Consider the following 17,627-nt stretch of genomic DNA (forward strand, 5'->3'; position numbering starts at 1 on the left):
CGGCCCGGTTCCCGCTCCCGATCCGGGGCAGACGCAGGCCGTGCGACGGGCGCGGGCCCGGAAGGAGGCGGTCCACGATGCTGTGGAGCCGGACGGCGGTGCTCGGGTGCGGCCCCCGGAGGGCCGCGGCCCCGCCGCCGGACGGGTCCACCGGATAGCACAGGGGTGCGCCATGCGGTTGCCCGGAGGATCGGCCGACGCGACACCACAGCTCAATCTCGGGGAGCGGCTGCTGGAACAGTTCCTCACCACGGGGTGCACGCTCGACCCCCGGGACGTTCCGGTGATCGCCGAGCGGTACACCCGGGAGCTGGGGATCGGGTCGAGCGTCGTCTACCTCACCGACATCCAGCAGTACCGGCTGGTCCCGATCGGCGGCGGGCCCTCCCTGCCGATCGACGGCACCGTCGCCGGCTGGGCGTTCCGCACCGGCACCCTGCGCGTCATCGAGGACCACGACGCGGGACTGCTGGCCTGGTTCCCGCTGACCGACGGCGCCGTGCGGCTCGGCGTGCTCTGCCTGCGCACGGAGCGGCTGGACCACGAGGGACTGCGCCGCTGCCGGATGCTCGCCGCCCTGCTCGCGATGGTGATCACCTCGAAGCGCGACACCAGCGACAGCTACGCCCTGGGCACCCGCGCCGACACCATGAGCCTGCCGGCGGAGATGCTGCGCGCCTTCCTGCCGCCCCGCACCGTCCGCACCCGGCAGGTGGTGTCGACGGCCGTCCTGGAACCCGCCTACGACCTCGGCGGCGACGCCTTCGACCACTCGCTGGCCGACGGCATGCTGCACGCCGCCGTCCTCGACGCGATGGGTCACGACCTCGCCTCCGGACTGACCGCCGCGGTCGCCCTCGCGGCCGGCCGCAACGCCCGGCGCAACGGCGCCGAGCTGCCCGCCCTGGCCGACGTCATCGACGACTGCCTGCAGAACTGGCTGCCCGACCGCTTCGCCACCGGCATCCTGCTGCGCCTGGACGTGGCGGACGGCGCCCTGCAATGGATCAACTGCGGGCACCCGCCGCCGCTGCTGATCCGCGACCAGCACGTCGTCACGGAGGCGCTGACGCAGACCCCGGAGTCACCCCTGGGCCTCGGTGCGCTCGGCGAGGCGCCGCGCGCCGTGCAGACCTTCCGGCTCCGCCCGGGCGACCGGCTGCTGCTCTACACCGACGGGGTCACCGAGGCCAGGGGAACGGCCGGCGAGCTCTTCGGGCTGGAGCGCTTCGCCGACTTCGTCATCCGCGCCACCGCCGCCGGTGAGGAGGCTCCCGAGGCGCTGCGCCGGCTCATCCACGCCATCCTGGCGCACCAGGAGAACAAGCTCTCGGACGACGCCACCATCATGATGATCGAGTGGCAGCCGGCCGCCCCGGGAGACCCGGTCGGCCCCACGGGCACCGGCGTCCGCTGACCGGCCGCCCGCGCGGGCCGCCGGCCGGCGGACGCCTCACCGCCTCACCGCTTCACCGCCTCGCCTCACTGCTCCGGGCGGACGGTGGAGGCCACCAGGTGCTCGGCCAGGCCCTCCCGGCCCCCGTCGGCGTACCAGCGGCGCTGGCGGTCGGCGCCGGTGCCCGCGCGCACGAAGTCCTTCCACAGCCCGGCGACCCGTTCGGAGTCCCCGGCGGCCCGCAGCCCCGGGGCGACGTGGGCCCGGAACTCCGCCACCACCTCCGCCGCCGGCCGGGCCGCCCCGCTGAGCGGCGAGACCAGCCGGCCGCGGGGCCCGGTGCGCGCGGCGTGCCAGGTGGCGGCACGCAGCAGTTCCTCCGGCACGGCCGGGCGCGGCTCCCCGGCCCGCTCGTCCAGGAGCGCCCGGGCCACCAGGGCGCGCACCAGGCCGGCGAACAGTTCGGCGTCGGAGACGGTCAGCTGGACGTCGGCCGCGCGCACCTCCACCGTCGGGTAGCGGGCGGAGAGCCGGGCGTGCCAGTAGAGCTGGCCCTCGTCGGCGATCGCACCGGCCGCCCCCAGGGCCGCCACCCGCTGCCGGTAGTCGGCGGCGTCGGCGAAGGCGGGCGGCGGGCCGCTCACCGCCCACTGGTCGAAGTGGACCGTGCGCCAGCTGGCGAAACGGGTGTCCCGGCCGCGGAAGTAGGGCGAGTTGGCGGAGAGCGCGATCAGCACCGGCAGCCAGGGACGCACCCGCATCAGCGCGCCGAGGCGCTCCTCCTCGTCCTCGACCCCGACGTGCACGTGCATGCCGTTGAGCATCAGGTCGTCGACCAGCGCGGGCGCCTGGCGGTGGGCCCGGCGGTAGCGGGTGCCCTCGGTGACCGGCACCGGGTCGTCCAGCCCGAACGGCGCCGCGCCGACCGGCACCACCCGGCACCCGTGCTGCGCCGCCGCCGAGGCAAGCCCCGCGCGCACCCGCGACAGGTGGCGGACCACCGCCGGGAGGTCCTCGCACACCGGCGTGGCCGACTCCACCTGGACCTGGAGCAGCTCGTGCTGCGCCTCGCTCGGCCGCAGCGCCGGTGCCAGGTCGGCGGCGGCCAGCACCTCGGCCGCCCGGGGCAGCGGGGTGCCGTCCCGGGGATCGATCAGCAGGTACTCTTCCTCGACTCCGAGTGTCAGCATGCCCCCTCCGCTACCCGGAACCGTCCGTTCCACGCCCGTCGGTCGCGCATCCGGGCCGATCCGCCGGCCACGCCCTACACCTGCTCGCCGGTGCCCTCGGTGTCGATGTGCGGCAGGATCCGGTCGAGGAAGCGCGGGGTCCACCAGGCGGAGGCGCCGAGCAGGGTCATCACGGCGGGCACCAGCAGCAGGCGGACGATCGTGGCGTCCACCAGCACGCTGACGGCCAGGCCGAGGCCCATCATCTTGATCACGACGTTGTCGCTGACGATGAACGCGGCGAACACGCTGACCATGATCAGCGCGGCGCAGGAGATCACCCGGGCGGTGATCTCCAGGGCGTGCGCCACGGCGTCGTGGGGGCGGCCGGTGCGCAGCCAGGCCTCGTGGACGCGGGAGAGCAGGAAGATCTCGTAGTCCATGCTCAGCCCGAACACGATGGCGAACATCATCATCGGCACGTAGCTCTCGATCGGCACCTTCCCGGACACCCCGAGCGCCGGCCCGCCCCAGCCCCACTGGAAGACCGCCACCACGACCCCGTACGAGGCGGCGATCGACAGCAGGTTGAGCACCGCGGCCTTGACGGCGACCAGCAGGCCGCGGAAGACGGCGAGGATGATCAGGAAGGCGAGCCCGACCACCACCGCGATGATGAGCACCAGCCGGCTGGAGACGATGTCCAGGAAGTCCACCTGGGCGGCGGTGGTGCCGGTCACGTAGGTCTTCGCGCCGGTGCCGGCCACCGCGTCCGGCAGCACGGTGTCCGACAGCCGGTTCACCAGGTCGGTGGTGGCGCGGTCCTGCGGCGCGGTGGCCGGGACGACGGTGGTGAACAGCACCACGCCGTCCGGGCTGGTCTGCAGCGGGCCGACGCTCGCCGCGCCGGGCAGGCCGGTGAGGGCCTGCTGCACCGAGGCCTGGACGGCGGGACGGTCGCCGGCCGCGACCGCGCCCTGGTCGACGACCAGGGTGAGCGGCCCGTTGGAGCCGGGGCCGAAGGCCTCGGACATCAGGTCGTAGGCGCGCCGGTCGGTGAAGTCGGTGGAGTCGGCGCCGTCGCCGACGTGGCCGAGCTGGATGGAGAACAGCGGGATCGACAGCACCCCGAGCACGACGACCCCGGCGACCAGGTAGCGCCAGGGCCGGGCCTCGACCCGCCGGGCGTAGCGGTGCCAGGCACCGGTGGTCTCCTCACCCCGGGCGCCGCCGGTCTCCGCGACCGGCCGGCGCATCGCGATGCGGTCCATGTGGGGGCCGATGAACCCCATCAGCGCGGGCAGCAGGGTCAGCGCGCCGAGCACCGCCGACACCACGGTGACCCCGGCGGCGGCCCCGAGCTTGGCGATGAAGGAGATGCCGGACACCGACAGCCCGGAGAGCGCGATGATCACGGTGCAGCCGGAGACCAGCACCGCGCGGCCGCTGGTGGCCACCGCCTGCCCGGCGGAGGCGACCGGGTCCACCCCGTCCATCAGGTTCTGCCGGTGCCGGGTGAGCAGGAACAGCGCGTAGTCGATGCCGACGCCGATGCCGATCATGGTCGCCAGGGTGGGCGCGACCGTGGCGAAGGTGGACAGCGCCGCGATCAGTCCCAGCACGCCGAGGCCGACCACCGCCGCGAACAGCGCCGTCAGCAGCGGCAGCCCGGCCGCGAGGAGGCTGCCGAAGCCGACCAGCAGCACCACGATCGCCACCGCGAAGCCGATCGCCTCGCTGGAGCGGTCGTCCGGCGCCGGCCGGGCCAGTTCGCCCAGCGGCCCGCCGTACTCCACCTGCACCCCGGCCTGCCGCAGCGGGGTGACGGCGGCGTCCACCCCGGTCAGGTACGCGTCGCCGAGCAGGGTGGGGTTGGTGTCGAACCGGACGGTGATGTAGCCGGTCAGCCCGTCGGTGGACAGCGGGCCGCCGGGCGGCGCGGGCTGACCGGGCGGCGGCAGCGGGCTCTGCGCGCCGAGCACGTGCGGCAGCTGCTGCAGCGCGGAGACGGCCTGGGTGATCTGCGGTTGGAAGCCGGTCAGCTGCTGGGCGTCGTGCAGCACCACCTGGGAGCTGGTGCCCGCGGCGGCCGGCTCGTGCGCCTGGAGGACGTCCTTGCCCTGCGCCGCCTGGGTGCCGGGCAGCGAGAAGTCGTCGGAGTAGGTGCCCCCGACGGTCCTGTTCGCGGCCTGGACGCCGGCCAGCGCCACGATCCACAGCACGACGACCAGCAGCGAGTGGCGTGCGCACCACTCGCCGAGGCGGCGCAGGCCGGCACGGTCGGCCGCGGGCTCGGCGGCCGGGCGGTCGCGGCGGGTGGACGGCGGCATGGACGGCTCCCGGGCTCTTCGGCGCGGCGCCGCGCCGATCCGGCGCAGCGTTCCCCCGCGGACCGCGCCGCCCACCGCTACCGCCGGGTAGTCGCCCCGCCGGCGGTGCGCGGCCCGGACCGGGGGGAGGGCCGGGCGGGGGAAGGGGCCGGCCGCCGTCCGGCACGGCCCCTTCCCCCGGCGCCGGCGGGCCGTCAGCGCACGGGTGCCGCCGTCTCCCGCAGCTCGCCCCCGGCCAGGTGCAGCCAGCGGGTGACGCCGATCCCGCTCAGGAACCGCTCGTCGTGACTGACCACCACGAAGGCGCCCCGGTAGGCGTTCAGGGCGTTCTCCAGCTGCCCCGTGCTGACCAGGTCCAGGTTGTTGGTCGGCTCGTCCAGCAGCAGCAGGTGCGGGGCCGGCTCCGCGCACAGCACGCAGGCCAGCGTGGCGCGCAGCCGCTCGCCGCCCGACAGCACCCCGACCGGCAGATGGGCGCGGGCACCGCGGAACAGGAAGCGGGCCAGCAGGTTCATCCGCTCGGCCTCCGGGCGCTCCGGGGCGGCCGCGGCGAAGTTCTCGGCGACGCTGCGGTCCGGGTCGAGCAGGTCCAGCCGCTGCGAGAGGTGGGCGATGCGCCCGTCGGCCTGCCGCAGCTCCCCGCCCTCCGGGGCGAGGTCACCGGTGAGCAGGCGCAGCAGGGTGCTCTTGCCCGCGCCGTTGGGACCGGTCAGGGCGATCCGTTCGGGGCCGCGGACGGTCAGGTCGACGCCGGGACCGGCGAAGACCTCCCGCTCGCCGAGCCGCACCCGCAGTCCCTCGCCGAGGAACAGGGTGCGCCCGGCGGGGACCAGGGTGTCCGGCAGGTCCAGCACGATCCGCTGCTCCTCGCGCAGCGCCCGCTCCGCCTCGTCCAGCCGGGCCTTCGCCTCGCCGACCCGCCCGGCGTGCACCTGGCCGGCCCGTCCGGCGGCCTCCTGGGCGCCGCGCTTCATGGTCCCGGCGAAGATCTTCGGCAGGCCCGCGTTCTTCAGGTTGCGGGCGGCGTTGCTCTGCCGCCGGTCGGCCCGCTCCCGGGCCAGCTGCATCTCCCGCTTCTCCCGCCTGAGCTCCTGCTCGGCGTTGCGGACGTTCTTCTCGGCGACCTCCCGCCCGGCCCGCACGGCCTCTTCGTAGGCGGTGAAGTTGCCGCCGAACAGCCGCAGTTCGCCCCGGTCGAGTTCGGCGATCCGCTCCATCCGGTCGAGCAGCGCGCGGTCGTGGCTGACCAGCAGCAGACAGCCGTGGAAGTCCTCCAGGGTGTCGTACAGCCGGTGCCGGGCGTCCAGGTCGAGGTTGTTGGTGGGCTCGTCGAGCAGCAGCACGTCGGGCCGCCGGAGCAACTGGCCGGCCAGGCCGAGCGAGACGATCTGGCCGCCGCTGAGGGTGTGCAGCGTGCGGTCGAGGGCGAGGGCGCCCAGGCCGAGCCGGTCGAGCTGGGCGCGGGTGCGCTCCTCGATGTCCCAGTCGTCGCCGATGGTGGTGAAGTGCCGCTCGTCGACGTCCCCGGACTCCACCGCGTCGATGGCGCGGATCACCTCGGCGACGCCCAGCACCTCGGCGACGGTGAGGCCGGCGGTCAGCGGGAGGGTCTGCGGCAGGTACCCGAGGGTGCCGTCGACGGTGACCGACCCGGCGGTGGGCCGCAGGTCCCCGGCGACGAGCCGCAGCAGGGTGCTCTTCCCGCTGCCGTTGGGGGCGACCAGGCCGGTGCGGCCGGAGCCGACGGCGAAGGAGAGGTCCTGGAAGACGGGGGTGTCGTCGGGCCAGGAGAAGGACAGGTGGGAGCAGACGACGGAAGCGCCGGACATGGAGGTGACCTCACGGGGTGAAGGCGCCAGGGGCAGGGAAGGACACACCTGTCCCCTGGATGGACAGGGGGGAGGAGGGGACGACAGCCGGGCCGCGGCAGCGGTGCTTCAGCGCACCGGCGAGCGGCCTGTCGGTCCGGGTATCACCCGGAGATGTCGTCGTCCACCACCATGTCCGGTCTCCTCGACGAAAGTTCGATGGTCCCGTCACTCTAACAGCAGGGCCCCGTGCCGCGGGTGAATGACCCCCGCCCGCGCTGCCGCACGGGAGGCAGGTGGCCGCGGTCGGCCCCGTCCCCTAGACCGGCGGCTCGGGGTCGTACTGGATGCCGTGGCGCACCTGGCGCGCGCGTTCGACCGAGTGCAGCCGCGCCACGAGGTGGAGCGCCATGTCGATCCCGGCCGAGATGCCCGCCGAGGTGATGAGGTCGCCGTCGTCGACGAAGCGGGAGTCCCGGCGGACCTCGGCCGTGGGCTCCAGCTCGGCGAGCAGGTCGAGGGAGGTCCGGTGGGTGGTGACGGCGCGGCCGCGCAGCAGGCCCGCCTCGGCCAGCACCAGCGCCCCCGTGCACACGCTGGTGGTGAGCGACGCCTTCGCGGAGAGCTCGCGCACCCAGTCGAGGTGGTCGGCGTCCTTCATCAGCGGCCGGGTGCCCCGTCCGCCGGGGTGCAGCACGACCTCGGCGGGCGGCATGGTCTCCCGGGAGTGGTGCGGCAGGACCGTCAGGCCCTTCGCGCACTCCACCGCGGCCCCGTCCCGCGAGACGCAGCCGACGCTCCAGCCGTCCTCGGGGAAGTTGCGCGTCCAATAGGCGAGCACCTCCCACGGCCCGATGGCGTCCAGTTCCTCGACGCCCGGGAAGAGCACGATCGCGATCCGGCGGGATCCTCCGTCAGTCATGGCCGTCATCCAAGCAGAGACCCGCCCCGGCGCCCCACGGGTTTTCCGGAGCGGAGCACGCGGGGCGGCACGAGGGCGGCGGCGATCCTACTGGCCCATGATGTACTTGACGGTCGGTCCGGCGGTCCAGCCGCCGTCCACCGCCAGCTCGGCGCCGGTGACGTAGGAGGCGTCGTCGGAGAGCAGGAAGACCACGGCGGTGGCGATCTCGGGGGCCTCGCCGACGCGGGCCATCGGCGTGTTGGGGAAGTTGCCCTCGCCGCGCCGGATGCCGACCGAGGCCGTCATCGGCGTGTAGGTCATGCCCGGGTGCACCGAGTTGACCCGGATCCGCTCGGCGCCCAGCTCGACCGCGCCGATCTTGCTGAGACCGCGCACGGCCCACTTGGACGCGCCGTAGCCGGCCGTCAGCGCCATGCCCATCAGCCCGGCGGCGGAGGAGATGTTGACGATCGAGCCGCCGCCGGCGGCGCGCAGCGCCGGGGTGACGGTCTTGATGCCGATGAACACCCCCGTCAGGTTGACGTCCAGGACCCGCCGGAAGTGCTCGACGCTCTCCTCCACCAGCGGGGTGCCCGTGGAGATGCCCGCGTTGTTGACCAGGCCGTGCACCGCGCCGAACTCCGCCACCGCGAAGTCCACCACCCGCTGCCAGTCCTCCTCGGAGGTCACGTCGTGCGCCGTGAACCGGGCCCGCTCGCCGAGTTCGGCGGCGATGGCCTCGCCGTCGTCCGCCAGGACGTCGGTGATCACCACGTTGGCGCCGGCCGCGACGGCCAGCCGGGCGGCCTCGGCGCCGAGACCCCGGGCGCCTCCGGTGATGATGACGGTCTTGCCGGTCAGGTCGTTCATGACGCGCTCCTTCATGAGGCGGGGGAGGGGGACGAGGGGGCGGGGGCGGAGAGCACGGCGGCGGAGACCGCCACCAGGTCGGCGAGGAAGGTCTCCTCGTCCGTCAGCGGCACGGACCCGTCGAGGTACTGCTGCGCGCGGTCGGCGAGCGCCGCGCCGATCAGGGTGAGGACCAGGTCGAGCCGCTCCAGCCGGATCGGCTCCGGCAGGGCGGAGATCCGCTCCTCGGCGCGCTCGATGATCCGCCAGTAGCCGCCGCCGGCCAGGGTGGGGTGCGGGGTCCGGGTGCGCACCCCGCTGTTGCGGCTGATCTGCGCGGAGATCCGCAGGCAGTGCCGGCCCTGTTCGGTGCGCAGCTCGGTGGCCTCGGCGGCGATCAGCGCGCCGAGCAGGGCGGGCAGGTCCGCGTCCCCGAGGGCGGGCAGCCGGGGTGCGAGGGCCCGCTCGGTGCGCTCCTGACGGGCGGCCATGATGGCGTCGAGCAGTCCCTCGCGGGATCCGAAGTGGTACTGCACGGCCGAGGGGTTGCTCTGCCCGGCCTGCCGGACGATGTCCTTGGTCAGCGAGGCCTCCACGCCCCGGGTGGCGAAGAGTTCCTCCGCCGCCCGCAGCAGCCTCTCGCGGGTCTCGTGGCCCGCCGACGTCCTTGCCATGCGGCCCAGATTAATACTGGGCATTATTAACGTCAATGACCGGCGTGATCACGACGGCGGGGCCGGAGGGCGGTCGGCCGGGAGGCGCCGCGCTCAGCCGCCGGTGCGGGCCGGGAGGACGGCGACGGCCAGCGGGAGCCGGCCGACGGGCAGGCGGGTGGTGCGGCCGGTGGCGGTGTCGACGAGGGTGAGGCCGTCCCAGCCGCCCTCACGGGTGAAGCCGCCGGAGACGTAGGCGGTCCGGGCGTCGGGGGAGAGGGTGACGGTCTCGTGGGGGCCGTCGAGGGGGACCACCCGCTCGCCGCCGTCGGGGGAGCGGATGGTGAGGGACGGGCCGGCGTCCGTGGCGGGGCCGGCCGGCCCGGTGCCCACCACGTAGAGGGTGCCGTCGGGGGCGGTGGCGGCGCCGTGCTGATGGGTGCCGGCGGTCATCGGCTCGACGCCGACGTGGCCGGTGGCCGGGTCGACGACGGCGAGCCGCTCGCCCTCGAAGGGCAGCAGCAGCGCCCCGTCGGACGGCCGGACGGCGGTGTAGTGCGGCTTGAGCCAGGAGCCGAGGCCGCCCTCGGTGCCGTACGGGGCGACCTCGATGCGGCGGGGCCGCCAGGTGGCGGTGGGGACCACGGTGACGTCGAAGGAGTCGTGGCCGGTGACGTACACCCGGGCGCCGTCGGCGGAGACGTCCACGTCGAAGGGGCGCCGGCCGACCGGCACGACCTCGGTGACCGTGCGGGTGGCGGTGTCGACGACCTCCAGGGTGCCGTTGCCGCCCGGCACGTTGACGCCGACGTAGACCCGGCGGCCGTCCGGGGACAGCGCGAGGCCCATGCCGCCGCCCCGGTACTCGCCGGTGGTCACCGGGCCGGTGCGGGTCCGGTAGGGGATCAGTGCGGTGCGGGTCCGGGTGGCGGTGTCGACGGCGGCCACCCCCTCGGCGGTGGCCACCCAGGCGGTGCCGTCGGCCGCGACGGCGAGCCCGTACGGGGCGGTGCCGACCCGGACGGAGCCGAGCGCGGCGGCGCCGGGGCGGGCCGGGTCGACGAAGGTGACGGTGTCCGCGCCGAAGTCGGTCACCAGGAGGGTGGGGGAGGAGGGGTCCGGCGCGGGCATCGGACCGGCGGCCGTCGCCGTCGCCGTCGCCGTCGCTGTCGCTGTCGCCGACGCCGACGGCGGCGCGGGGGCGGTCGCGGTGACGGGGGCCGCCGAGGGCGCGGGCGCGGGTGCCGTCCCGGCGGCGCAGCCGGCGAGCAGCACGGCGGCGGCCAGCACGGCGGCGACGGCGGCCGGGGGCGAGGGGCGGTCGGTCATCGCGGGGCTCCTCCGGGGGCACGGGGCGGACCCGTCCCAGCCTGCGCCCCCGGCGACCGGCGCGGGATCGGAGGCCCGGCCCCTTCGAGCGGGCCGGTCGTCGGACCGACGGGTCATCCGATCGGATGACCCCCGGGGTCCGCCGTCACCAGGAGAGCGGGTAGCGCACCGGATGCCCGCCGATCCGGCCCGGCAGCAGGCCGATCGCCACCAGCAGGACGGTGGAGAGCGCCAGCAGCGGCAGGAACGGCCAGGCGTGCGGAGCCTGGAGGACCACCACCACCGCGCTGGCGGCGGCCGGGGAGTGCGAGACGCGGCAGAGCATCATCGCGCCCAGGGCGAGTCCGGCGGCGATCGCCGCGCCCCAGGCGGTGCTGCCGGTGACGGCGAGCGTCGCGTAGCCGATCGCACCGGCCAGCAGGTGACCGCCGATCAGGTTGCGGGGCTGGGAGATCGGCAGCCCGGGTGCGCCGTGGACCAGGGCCGCGCTGGCCGCGACCGGCGGGATCAGCAGCGGTTGGTGGACCAGCACACCGATGCCGGCCAGCAGGAGCAGCGCTCCGATGGCGAAGGCGGACGCCCGCAGGGCGTGCAGCGGATGCGGCCGGGGGCCTTGGCGGTGGGCGGCGTGGTCATGCGGGAGAGGCTCCGGGTGGGGAACGGGGGACCCGGGGATGATAGACAGACTGCTGTCAGAAAAGGTGGGATGTTTCGCCAGTTGGACGATGGTCGGACACTCCGTGGACGGACCGTGGTCCGTGGCGGCGGCGGAACGCCCCCAGCGACCATGCCCGCAGAGAAGGTTGACCCCCCATGGCCGGAACCGCCGCCACCGTCTTCCGCAACGTCCGCCCGTACGGCGCCGAGCGGCCCGTCGACCTGTTCGCCGTCGACGGCGTGCTGGCCGAGCGCCTGCCGGACGGCGCCGAGCCGGTCGTCGTGGAGGGCGGGGGCCGGATCGCGCTGCCCACCCTGGTGGACGCGCACATCCACCCGGACAAGACCGCCTGGGGCGAGCCCTGGTACAGCCGCCGCCCGGCCGCCTCGCTGCCCGAGTACGTCGAGGGCGACGTCGACCTCCACCGCCACCAGGCCACCCCGCTCGCCGAACGCGCCCACCGGCTGCTGGCCCACGCCGTCGCCTCCGGCACCCGGGCCGTGCGGGCGCACGTCGACGTCGCCCCCGCCTACGGACTCGCCGGGGTGACCGGACTGGCCGAGGCCCGCGAGCGGCTGGCCGGGGCGCTGGACGTCCAGCTGGTCGCCTTCCCCCAGCACGGCGTCCGCCGCACCCCCGGCGCGGGCGACCTGCTCGCCGAGGCGGCGGCGAGCGGGCTGATCGACGCGGTCGGCGGGATCGACCCGGCCGGCTTCGACGGCGGGCCCGACGGCGAGGGCCCCGCCCAGCTGGACCTCGTCTTCGGCCTGGCCGAACGCCACGGCCTGCGGCTGGACATTCACCTGCACGACCGGGGCGAACGCGGCCTGGACCCGCTGCGCGACATCGTCGCGCGGACCAGGGCCGCCGGCCTGGCCGGCCGGGTCGTGGTCAGCCACGCCTTCTGCGTGCCGGAGCTCGCCGGCGACCGGCTCGCCGCGCTCGCCGACGAACTGGCCGGGGCCGGCGTCGGCCTCACCACCGTCGCCCCCTCGGCCCACCAGGTGCTGCCCTTCCGCGAGCTGCAGGCGCGCGGCGTGCGCGTCGGGCTCGGCTCGGACGGCGTGCGCGACTCCTGGAGCCCCTACGGCAACGCCGACATGCTGCACCGCGCCCACCTGCTCGGCTGGACCACCGACGCCCGCACCGACCAGGAGCTCGGCGACTGCTTCGCGCTCGCCGCCGACGGTGGCGCCGACCTGCTCGGCCTGCCGCGCGTCACCCTGCGGCCCGGCTCCCCGGCCGACTTCATGCTGGTCACCGGGGAGTGCCTGCCGCAGGTGGTCGTGGACCTCCCGGCGCGCGAGCTCGTGGTGCGCGGCGGGCGCGTGGTCGCGCGGGACGGCCGCCACCTCGGCTGACGGCCCGCCGCTCCCCGGCGGCCCCGCCCGCCGGCGGTCTCCCCGGGGTGGCGAGGGCGGCGACCGTGGCGCGTCCGGACCTGACCGGCGCGAACGGCCCGCCCTCACTCCACCCCGGCGCGCCTGCGTGCGCGTGGCGCGTTCCCGGACGGTCGCAGCGGGTAGCCGTTCGCATACACTGGGCGACCCGAAAAGGGGGGTTCTGGCCAGGGAGCGGCGATGCCGGAACACGAACAGCTGGGCCCACGCGCCGAGCCCGGGGGGCCTGCCGAAGCCCCCGAAGACCCCGGACCGGCCGAACTTCCGGCGCGCCCCGACAAGGTGCCGCTCCAGACCCGTGCCCCCCGCCCGCCCGCCGACCTCGACGGCCCGGCGGTCACCGGCGTCGGCGCGACCTCCTGGCCCGACCGGATGCTGCCGCTGCTCCGCACGCCCACCGCCGCCCGCCCGCTGCTCCCGGAGCCGCTCGGCGCGCACCGGCCGGGCCCGGCCGAGGTGGCGGCGGTGCTGGACCTCGCCCTGCTGGTGGGGGAACTGCTGCTGGCGAGCGGCGAGGCGGCGGAGGACGTCGAGGTGGCGATGCTCGCGGTGGCCCGCGCCTACGGCGTCCACCCGTGCGACCCGCAGGTCACCTTTACCCGGGTCGCCGTCTCCTACCGCCCGGGCCCGGCCGAGCCGTCGCTGACGGCGGAGCGGTCGGTGCGCCGGCCCGCCGGCGACTACGCCCGGCTGGCCCTGCTCTTCCGGCTGGTCACCAGGATCTCGGCGGGCGGGATCGACGTCGAGCAGGCCCACCGCCGGCTCGCGGCCGGGCTCCGGACCGGCCACCGCTACCCCGGGTGGCTGGTCGCGCTGTCCTGCGGCCTGCTCGCCGGGGCGGCGACGGTGCTGGTCGGCGGCCGCACCGACGCCCGGGCCGGACTGGTGTTCACCAGCGCCTTCGTCGCGGCCTCGGTGGGCGACCGGCTCGCCGCCCTGGTGGCGCGCCACGACCTCCCGGAGTTCTACCAGTTCGTCCTGGCCGCCACCCCGGCCGCGCTGATCGGCATCCTGCTCTCCTTCAACGGCCTCCACCTGCGCGGCTCGGCGGTGATCACCGGCGGGCTGTACGCGCTGCTCCCCGGCTGGCGCCTGGTCGCCGCGGCGCAGGAGGGGCTCGCGGGCTTCTACCTCACGGCCGCCGCCCGGATGCTCGAAGCGCTGTTCCTGATGGCCGGCGTGGTGATCGGGGTGACGGCCGTGCTCTACGTGGGCATCAACCACGGCGCGGACCTCGCCGCCCGGGACCTCCCGGTCGGCGCGTCGAACCCGCCGGTCCAGCTGACGGCGGCCGTCCTGGTCGCCCTGGCCTTCGCGGTGATGCTGAACACCGAGCCGGGGGCGCTGCCCGCCGTGATGCTGAACGGTACGGCGGGCTGGACGACGTACGGGGTGCTGGTCGGCGCGGGCCAGCAGCCGATCGCCGCCGCCGCCCTGGCTGCGGGGCTGGTCGGGCTGGCGGGCCAGGTGATGGCCCGGCACCGCGGCAGCCCGGCACTCCCGCACGTGACGGCGGCGCTCGGGCCGCTGCTGCCCGGCTCGCTGCTCTACTTCGCCCTGCTCGCCTTCGTCCGCGGCGACGCCGAGGCGGGCCTGCGGGGCATGGCCCAGGCCAGTGCCATGGCCATGGCACTCGCCATCGGCGTCAACCTCGGCCGCGAGGCCGCCCGCCTCCTCCTCCCGGCCCGCACCCGGACTCCGGCCCGCACCCCGTCTCCGACCCGCACCGGCGCTCCGGGCCGCACCGGGACCGCGGCCAGGAGTGCGGCCAGGGCCCCGGTCCGGGCCCTGCTCCCGCCCCCGCCCCTGCGCCCCCGCGGCCGGCGGGGCCGCCATCGCCGCTGAGCGGTGCACCCGGGCCGGACCCCCCGTCGCTACGGTGCGGATCCAACGGGTGTGCAATCAGCGACTTGAAAAATTCTTCATGTTCCTACATGCTGGCGAGCCGTCGGCGGGTCGTCGACCCCGGCCCCTCACCGGCCCTCCTTCATCCCGTTGACCGCCCTCCGAACGACTGGACAGCCCCGATCACATGAGCGACAACCTCCCCGCCTGCCCGCAGTGCTCCGGCGAGTACACCTACGAGATGGACGCCCTCATGGTCTGCCCGGAGTGCGGCCACGAGTGGGACCCCGCCGCCGGTGACGGCGGGGCGGCGTCCGGCGGGCGGGTGGTCAAGGACTCGGTGGGCAACGTGCTGGCCGACGGCGACACCGTGACGGTCGTCAAGGCGCTCAAGGTCAAGGGCAGCGCTTCCGGCATCAAGGCCGGTACCAAGGTGCGCAACATCCGCCTGGTCGACGGCGTCGACGGCCATGACATCGACTGCCGGATCGAGGGCTTCGGTGCCATGCAGCTCAAGTCCAGCGTGGTCAAGAAGGCCTGAACCGGCTCGGCCCCGGCCCGGTGGCCGGTGGAAGCCGGTGGCCGCCGGTCAGCAGCGGTCGGCCGGGAACCTGGCGGTGATCGGCCCGCCGGGCCGGGTCCGCTCCAGCCACACCGGCCGGCTGCCCAGTTCGGCGACCGGAGGGGTGACGTAGAGCATCCCCGGCTCCTCGCCGGGCTCGGCGGTGTCGTAGGCCCCGGCCACCACCAGCCGCAGCGCCAGGCACACCGCCCAGCCGGGGTCGGCCGCCGTGCCCGCCGGATCGAGGCGGGCGGCCAGGGCGAGCAGCGCCGCGCGCAGGCTGCCGGAGAGCCGGGCGACGGGCGCGCCGTCGAGGGCGGGGTGCCCGCTGCCGTCCCGGTGGGCGTGAGCGGTGCTGTCGGCCGGTGGTGTGGTGCTCACAGGAGTCATGCCGAGGACGCTAGGGGAGACGTCCGACATCGCCGCCTGGTGCGGCGTCAGCCGCCTTTCCCCGCCCCGCTCCGGGCGCGGTCGAGCATCCGCATCCGCAGCCGCTGCGGGCGCAGGACCGTGGTCAGCCGCACCGGCCGGTCGTCCCCGCGCCGGCCCGGCACCGGGACGGGGTGCCAGCGGGCGAGGACGGTGGCCAGCGCGATCGCGGCCTCGGCGCGGGCGTAGTCGGCGCCGAGGCACTGCCGGGGGCCGTTGGCGAACCCGGCGAACCCCCAGCGCGGCAGCGCGGCGGCCCGCTCGGGCAGCCAGCGGTCGGGGTCGAAGCGGGCCGGGTCGGTGAAGATCCGCGGATTGTGGTGGGCGACGTACGGGCTGAGCAGCACCTGGCTGCCGCGCGGCAGGGCGCGCCCGCCGAGCTCGGCCTCCCGGGCGCAGGTGCGCAGCAGCACCCAGCCGGGCGGGCGCAGCCGCAGGGCCTCGGTCAGCGCCCGGGCGGTGCGGGGGAGCCCCGGCAGGTCGTCCCATCCGGCGGCCCGGCCGTCCGGCAGCACCGCGTCGACCTCCTCCTGCACGGCGGCCAGCGCGGCCGGATGGCCCGTCAGCAGGCGCAGCGTCCAGGAGAGCTGGGAGGCGGTGGTCTCGGTGCCGGCCAGCAGCATGGCGACGACCTGGTCGTGCAGTTCGGCGTCGGAGAGCGTCGAGCCGTCCTCGTCGCGGGCGGCGACGAGCCCGGCCAGCAGGTCGGTGCGGCCCGGGCCGTGCGCCCGGTGGTCCTGCACCAGCCCGGCGACGGTCCGCCGCAGGGTGCGCACCGCCGTCCGGTAGCCGGGGCCGGCGGGCAGCATCCAGAGCTTGCGCAGCGCACCGGCGAACGCCGTCTCGAAGGCCTGCTGCAGCCGCTCGGCCGACGCGTCCGGCACCTCGGCGCCGAGCAGGGTGCGTGTCACCACCCGCAGGGTGAAGCGGTAGCAGGCGGGGAAGACGTCCACCACCTCGCCGTGGCGCCAGGAGCCGGCCAGCGTGTCCGCCTCCCGGCTCATCACGACGGCGTGGGCGGCCAGCCTCTCGGGCCGGAACTCCGGTTGCAGCATGCGGCGTTGGCGTCGGTGGTCGGCGTGGGCGCAGGTCGCCAGCCCGTTGCCGAGGATCTCCCGGAACCGCGCGTAGATCGGGCCGCCCTTGTCGAAGGTGCGGTCGTCGGCGTACACCTGGCGCAGTAGCTCGGGGTGGCAGGGGACCACCAGCCGGTGCGGTCCCAGCCGGATCTCCACCAGGTCGCCGTGGCGGTGCACCTGCCCGAGGAAGCGCGCCGGGTCCCGTGCCAGTGCCGGCAGGTGCCCGAGCACCGGCACCGCCCCGGGCAGCTTCCCGTGCACGAAGGTCGTGGTTGCGGCACCCCGCGCTGACGAGGACACAGCAGCAGGGTAGGTGCACCGGTGCGCGGCGGACAACCGGCGCGCAGCCGCCCTGCCGCACGCTCGGCCGAACGGGGGATTCGCGGCGGCGGACCGCCGGTTCGCGATCCGTGTACGGATTGCTCCCGGGATTCCCGGCCGGCGTCGGACAGTCCCTTCCGACCTGCTGGAACGCGGTGTTCACCGGGCCCGCTCCGGCCTTTCCGGATCCTGTCGGGGTGCTGGCCGGAGGCCGGAAAAGGTCATGGTTCTTCGCATGCGATCGGTGATAGCTTCCGGCTTGCCCCGATTCCCGTACGAGGGAGTAGATCCCATGGCATCGAACAGGCTCACCAAGGCGCTGGTGGGAATCCTCACGGCCGCCACCCTCGGCCTCGGCACCCTCGCCGGCGCCACCGCGGCCACCGCCGTCGCGCCCGCCCAGCAGGCCCCCGCCCGCACGGCCGGCCTGCGGGCCGTCAACAACCTCGGCCTCAACACCGCCGAGGGCAAGAGCGTCCAGTGCTTCGTCCGCGACGCCGGGTACGACCCGGGCACCATCGACGGCCAGCTCGGCACCGCCAGCTGGAAGGCCTGGCAGAGCTTCCTCAACGACCAGGGCTACAACGCCGGAACGGTGGACGGCGCGGTCGGCCCCAACACCATCCGCGCCCTCCAGCGCTTCCTGACCGACTTCGGCTACGACACCGGCGGCATCGACGGCATCGCCGGCTCGAAGACCAAGGCCGCCTGGAAGGCGTTCGCCGACCTCGGGTGGTGCTGACCGCGCCACCGCCCACCGAGAGCCGTCGACAGAGCGGCGGGGGGGGGCCCCCCGCCCCCCCCCCCCGGCGGGGCCCCCGCCCCCCCCCCCCCCCCGCCCCCCGCGGGGGGGGGGGGGGGGGGGGCGGGGGCGGGCGGGGGGGCGGCGGCGCCC

General features: G+C 75.7%; 15 protein-coding genes. 5 read left to right on the forward strand and 10 right to left on the reverse strand.

Annotated features, from left to right (window positions below; all coding sequences use genetic code 11):
* Positions 1–172 precede the first annotated feature (172 nt).
* Positions 173–1,417: a PP2C family protein-serine/threonine phosphatase gene (locus ACF1AK_RS23185; RefSeq protein WP_391500720.1), complete on the forward strand. Its 1,245-nt coding sequence runs from the start codon at positions 173–175 to the stop codon at positions 1,415–1,417.
* Positions 1,418–1,482: 65 nt separating this feature from the next.
* On the opposite strand, the gene ACF1AK_RS23190 is transcribed toward ACF1AK_RS23185, so the two are convergent.
* The 8 genes from ACF1AK_RS23190 to ACF1AK_RS23225 form a co-directional block, all read right to left on the reverse strand.
* The gene (locus ACF1AK_RS23190; RefSeq protein ID WP_391500721.1) at positions 1,483–2,586 is read right to left on the reverse strand and encodes a glutamate--cysteine ligase; all 1,104 of its coding nucleotides are present in this window, start codon (positions 2,584–2,586) and stop codon (positions 1,483–1,485) included.
* A gap of 74 nt (positions 2,587–2,660) precedes the next feature.
* Positions 2,661–4,895 (reverse strand): MMPL family transporter, encoded by a 2,235-nt coding sequence (locus ACF1AK_RS23195; RefSeq protein ID WP_391500722.1) that lies wholly within the window; start codon positions 4,893–4,895, stop codon positions 2,661–2,663.
* 194 nt (positions 4,896–5,089) lie between these two features.
* A complete protein-coding gene (locus ACF1AK_RS23200) occupies positions 5,090–6,724 on the reverse strand; it encodes an ABC-F family ATP-binding cassette domain-containing protein (protein WP_391500723.1) in 1,635 nt (544 codons plus the stop codon).
* Positions 6,725–7,022: 298 nt separating this feature from the next.
* Positions 7,023–7,625: a DJ-1/PfpI family protein gene (locus ACF1AK_RS23205; RefSeq protein WP_391500724.1), complete on the reverse strand. Its 603-nt coding sequence runs from the start codon at positions 7,623–7,625 to the stop codon at positions 7,023–7,025.
* Positions 7,626–7,712: 87 nt separating this feature from the next.
* Positions 7,713–8,477, reverse strand: a complete 765-nt coding sequence (locus ACF1AK_RS23210) for a glucose 1-dehydrogenase (protein ID WP_391500725.1) — start codon at positions 8,475–8,477, stop codon at positions 7,713–7,715.
* 11 nt (positions 8,478–8,488) lie between these two features.
* Entirely contained in the window at positions 8,489–9,130 is a 642-nt protein-coding gene (locus ACF1AK_RS23215) for a TetR family transcriptional regulator (protein ID WP_391500726.1), read from the reverse strand.
* A gap of 93 nt (positions 9,131–9,223) precedes the next feature.
* On the reverse strand, positions 9,224–10,438 hold the full coding sequence (locus ACF1AK_RS23220) for a hypothetical protein (RefSeq protein ID WP_391500727.1): 1,215 nt from the start codon (positions 10,436–10,438) through the stop codon (positions 9,224–9,226).
* A gap of 145 nt (positions 10,439–10,583) precedes the next feature.
* Positions 10,584–10,970, reverse strand: coding sequence for an HPP family protein (locus tag ACF1AK_RS23225; RefSeq protein ID WP_391500728.1), 387 nt, complete (start codon positions 10,968–10,970; stop codon positions 10,584–10,586).
* Positions 10,971–11,251: 281 nt separating this feature from the next.
* On the opposite strand from ACF1AK_RS23225, the gene ACF1AK_RS23230 reads away from it, so the two are divergent.
* From ACF1AK_RS23230 to ACF1AK_RS23240, 3 genes are all read left to right on the forward strand, one after another.
* A complete protein-coding gene (locus ACF1AK_RS23230) occupies positions 11,252–12,457 on the forward strand; it encodes an amidohydrolase (protein ID WP_391500729.1) in 1,206 nt (401 codons plus the stop codon).
* A 219-nt stretch (positions 12,458–12,676) separates the two neighbouring features.
* A complete protein-coding gene (locus ACF1AK_RS23235; RefSeq protein ID WP_391500730.1) occupies positions 12,677–14,341 on the forward strand; it encodes a threonine/serine exporter family protein in 1,665 nt (554 codons plus the stop codon).
* Between the two features lie 187 nt (positions 14,342–14,528).
* On the forward strand, positions 14,529–14,882 hold the full coding sequence (locus tag ACF1AK_RS23240) for a zinc ribbon domain-containing protein YjdM (RefSeq protein WP_391500731.1): 354 nt from the start codon (positions 14,529–14,531) through the stop codon (positions 14,880–14,882).
* 48 nt (positions 14,883–14,930) lie between these two features.
* On the opposite strand, the gene ACF1AK_RS23245 is transcribed toward ACF1AK_RS23240, so the two are convergent.
* Both ACF1AK_RS23245 and ACF1AK_RS23250 read right to left on the reverse strand, forming a co-directional pair.
* A complete protein-coding gene (locus ACF1AK_RS23245; protein WP_391500732.1) occupies positions 14,931–15,293 on the reverse strand; it encodes a hypothetical protein in 363 nt (120 codons plus the stop codon).
* A 47-nt stretch (positions 15,294–15,340) separates the two neighbouring features.
* A complete protein-coding gene (locus ACF1AK_RS23250; protein ID WP_391500733.1) occupies positions 15,341–16,711 on the reverse strand; it encodes a cytochrome P450 in 1,371 nt (456 codons plus the stop codon).
* Between the two features lie 313 nt (positions 16,712–17,024).
* Here ACF1AK_RS23250 and ACF1AK_RS23255 point away from each other — a divergent pair, with 313 nt between their 5' ends.
* A complete protein-coding gene (locus tag ACF1AK_RS23255; protein WP_391500734.1) occupies positions 17,025–17,474 on the forward strand; it encodes a peptidoglycan-binding protein in 450 nt (149 codons plus the stop codon).
* The last annotated feature ends 153 nt before the right edge of the window (positions 17,475–17,627 follow it).

Source organism: Kitasatospora sp. NPDC015120, assembly GCF_043080305.1.
Taxonomy (GTDB): Bacteria; Actinomycetota; Actinomycetes; order Streptomycetales; family Streptomycetaceae; genus Kitasatospora.

Excerpts from the sequence above, each read along its gene's own strand:
- ACF1AK_RS23185 (WP_391500720.1), top strand. The coding sequence starts at position 173 with ATGCGGTTGCCCGGAGGATCGGCCGACGCGACACCACAGCTCAATCTC.
- ACF1AK_RS23190 (WP_391500721.1), bottom strand. The coding sequence starts at position 2,586 with ATGCTGACACTCGGAGTCGAGGAAGAGTACCTGCTGATCGATCCCCGG.
- ACF1AK_RS23195 (WP_391500722.1), bottom strand. The coding sequence starts at position 4,895 with ATGCCGCCGTCCACCCGCCGCGACCGCCCGGCCGCCGAGCCCGCGGCC.
- ACF1AK_RS23200 (WP_391500723.1), bottom strand. The coding sequence starts at position 6,724 with ATGTCCGGCGCTTCCGTCGTCTGCTCCCACCTGTCCTTCTCCTGGCCC.
- ACF1AK_RS23205 (WP_391500724.1), bottom strand. The coding sequence starts at position 7,625 with ATGACTGACGGAGGATCCCGCCGGATCGCGATCGTGCTCTTCCCGGGC.
- ACF1AK_RS23210 (WP_391500725.1), bottom strand. The coding sequence starts at position 8,477 with ATGAACGACCTGACCGGCAAGACCGTCATCATCACCGGAGGCGCCCGG.
- ACF1AK_RS23215 (WP_391500726.1), bottom strand. The coding sequence starts at position 9,130 with ATGGCAAGGACGTCGGCGGGCCACGAGACCCGCGAGAGGCTGCTGCGG.
- ACF1AK_RS23220 (WP_391500727.1), bottom strand. The coding sequence starts at position 10,438 with ATGACCGACCGCCCCTCGCCCCCGGCCGCCGTCGCCGCCGTGCTGGCC.
- ACF1AK_RS23230 (WP_391500729.1), top strand. The coding sequence starts at position 11,252 with ATGGCCGGAACCGCCGCCACCGTCTTCCGCAACGTCCGCCCGTACGGC.
- ACF1AK_RS23235 (WP_391500730.1), top strand. The coding sequence starts at position 12,677 with ATGCCGGAACACGAACAGCTGGGCCCACGCGCCGAGCCCGGGGGGCCT.
- ACF1AK_RS23240 (WP_391500731.1), top strand. The coding sequence starts at position 14,529 with ATGAGCGACAACCTCCCCGCCTGCCCGCAGTGCTCCGGCGAGTACACC.
- ACF1AK_RS23245 (WP_391500732.1), bottom strand. The coding sequence starts at position 15,293 with ATGACTCCTGTGAGCACCACACCACCGGCCGACAGCACCGCTCACGCC.
- ACF1AK_RS23255 (WP_391500734.1), top strand. The coding sequence starts at position 17,025 with ATGGCATCGAACAGGCTCACCAAGGCGCTGGTGGGAATCCTCACGGCC.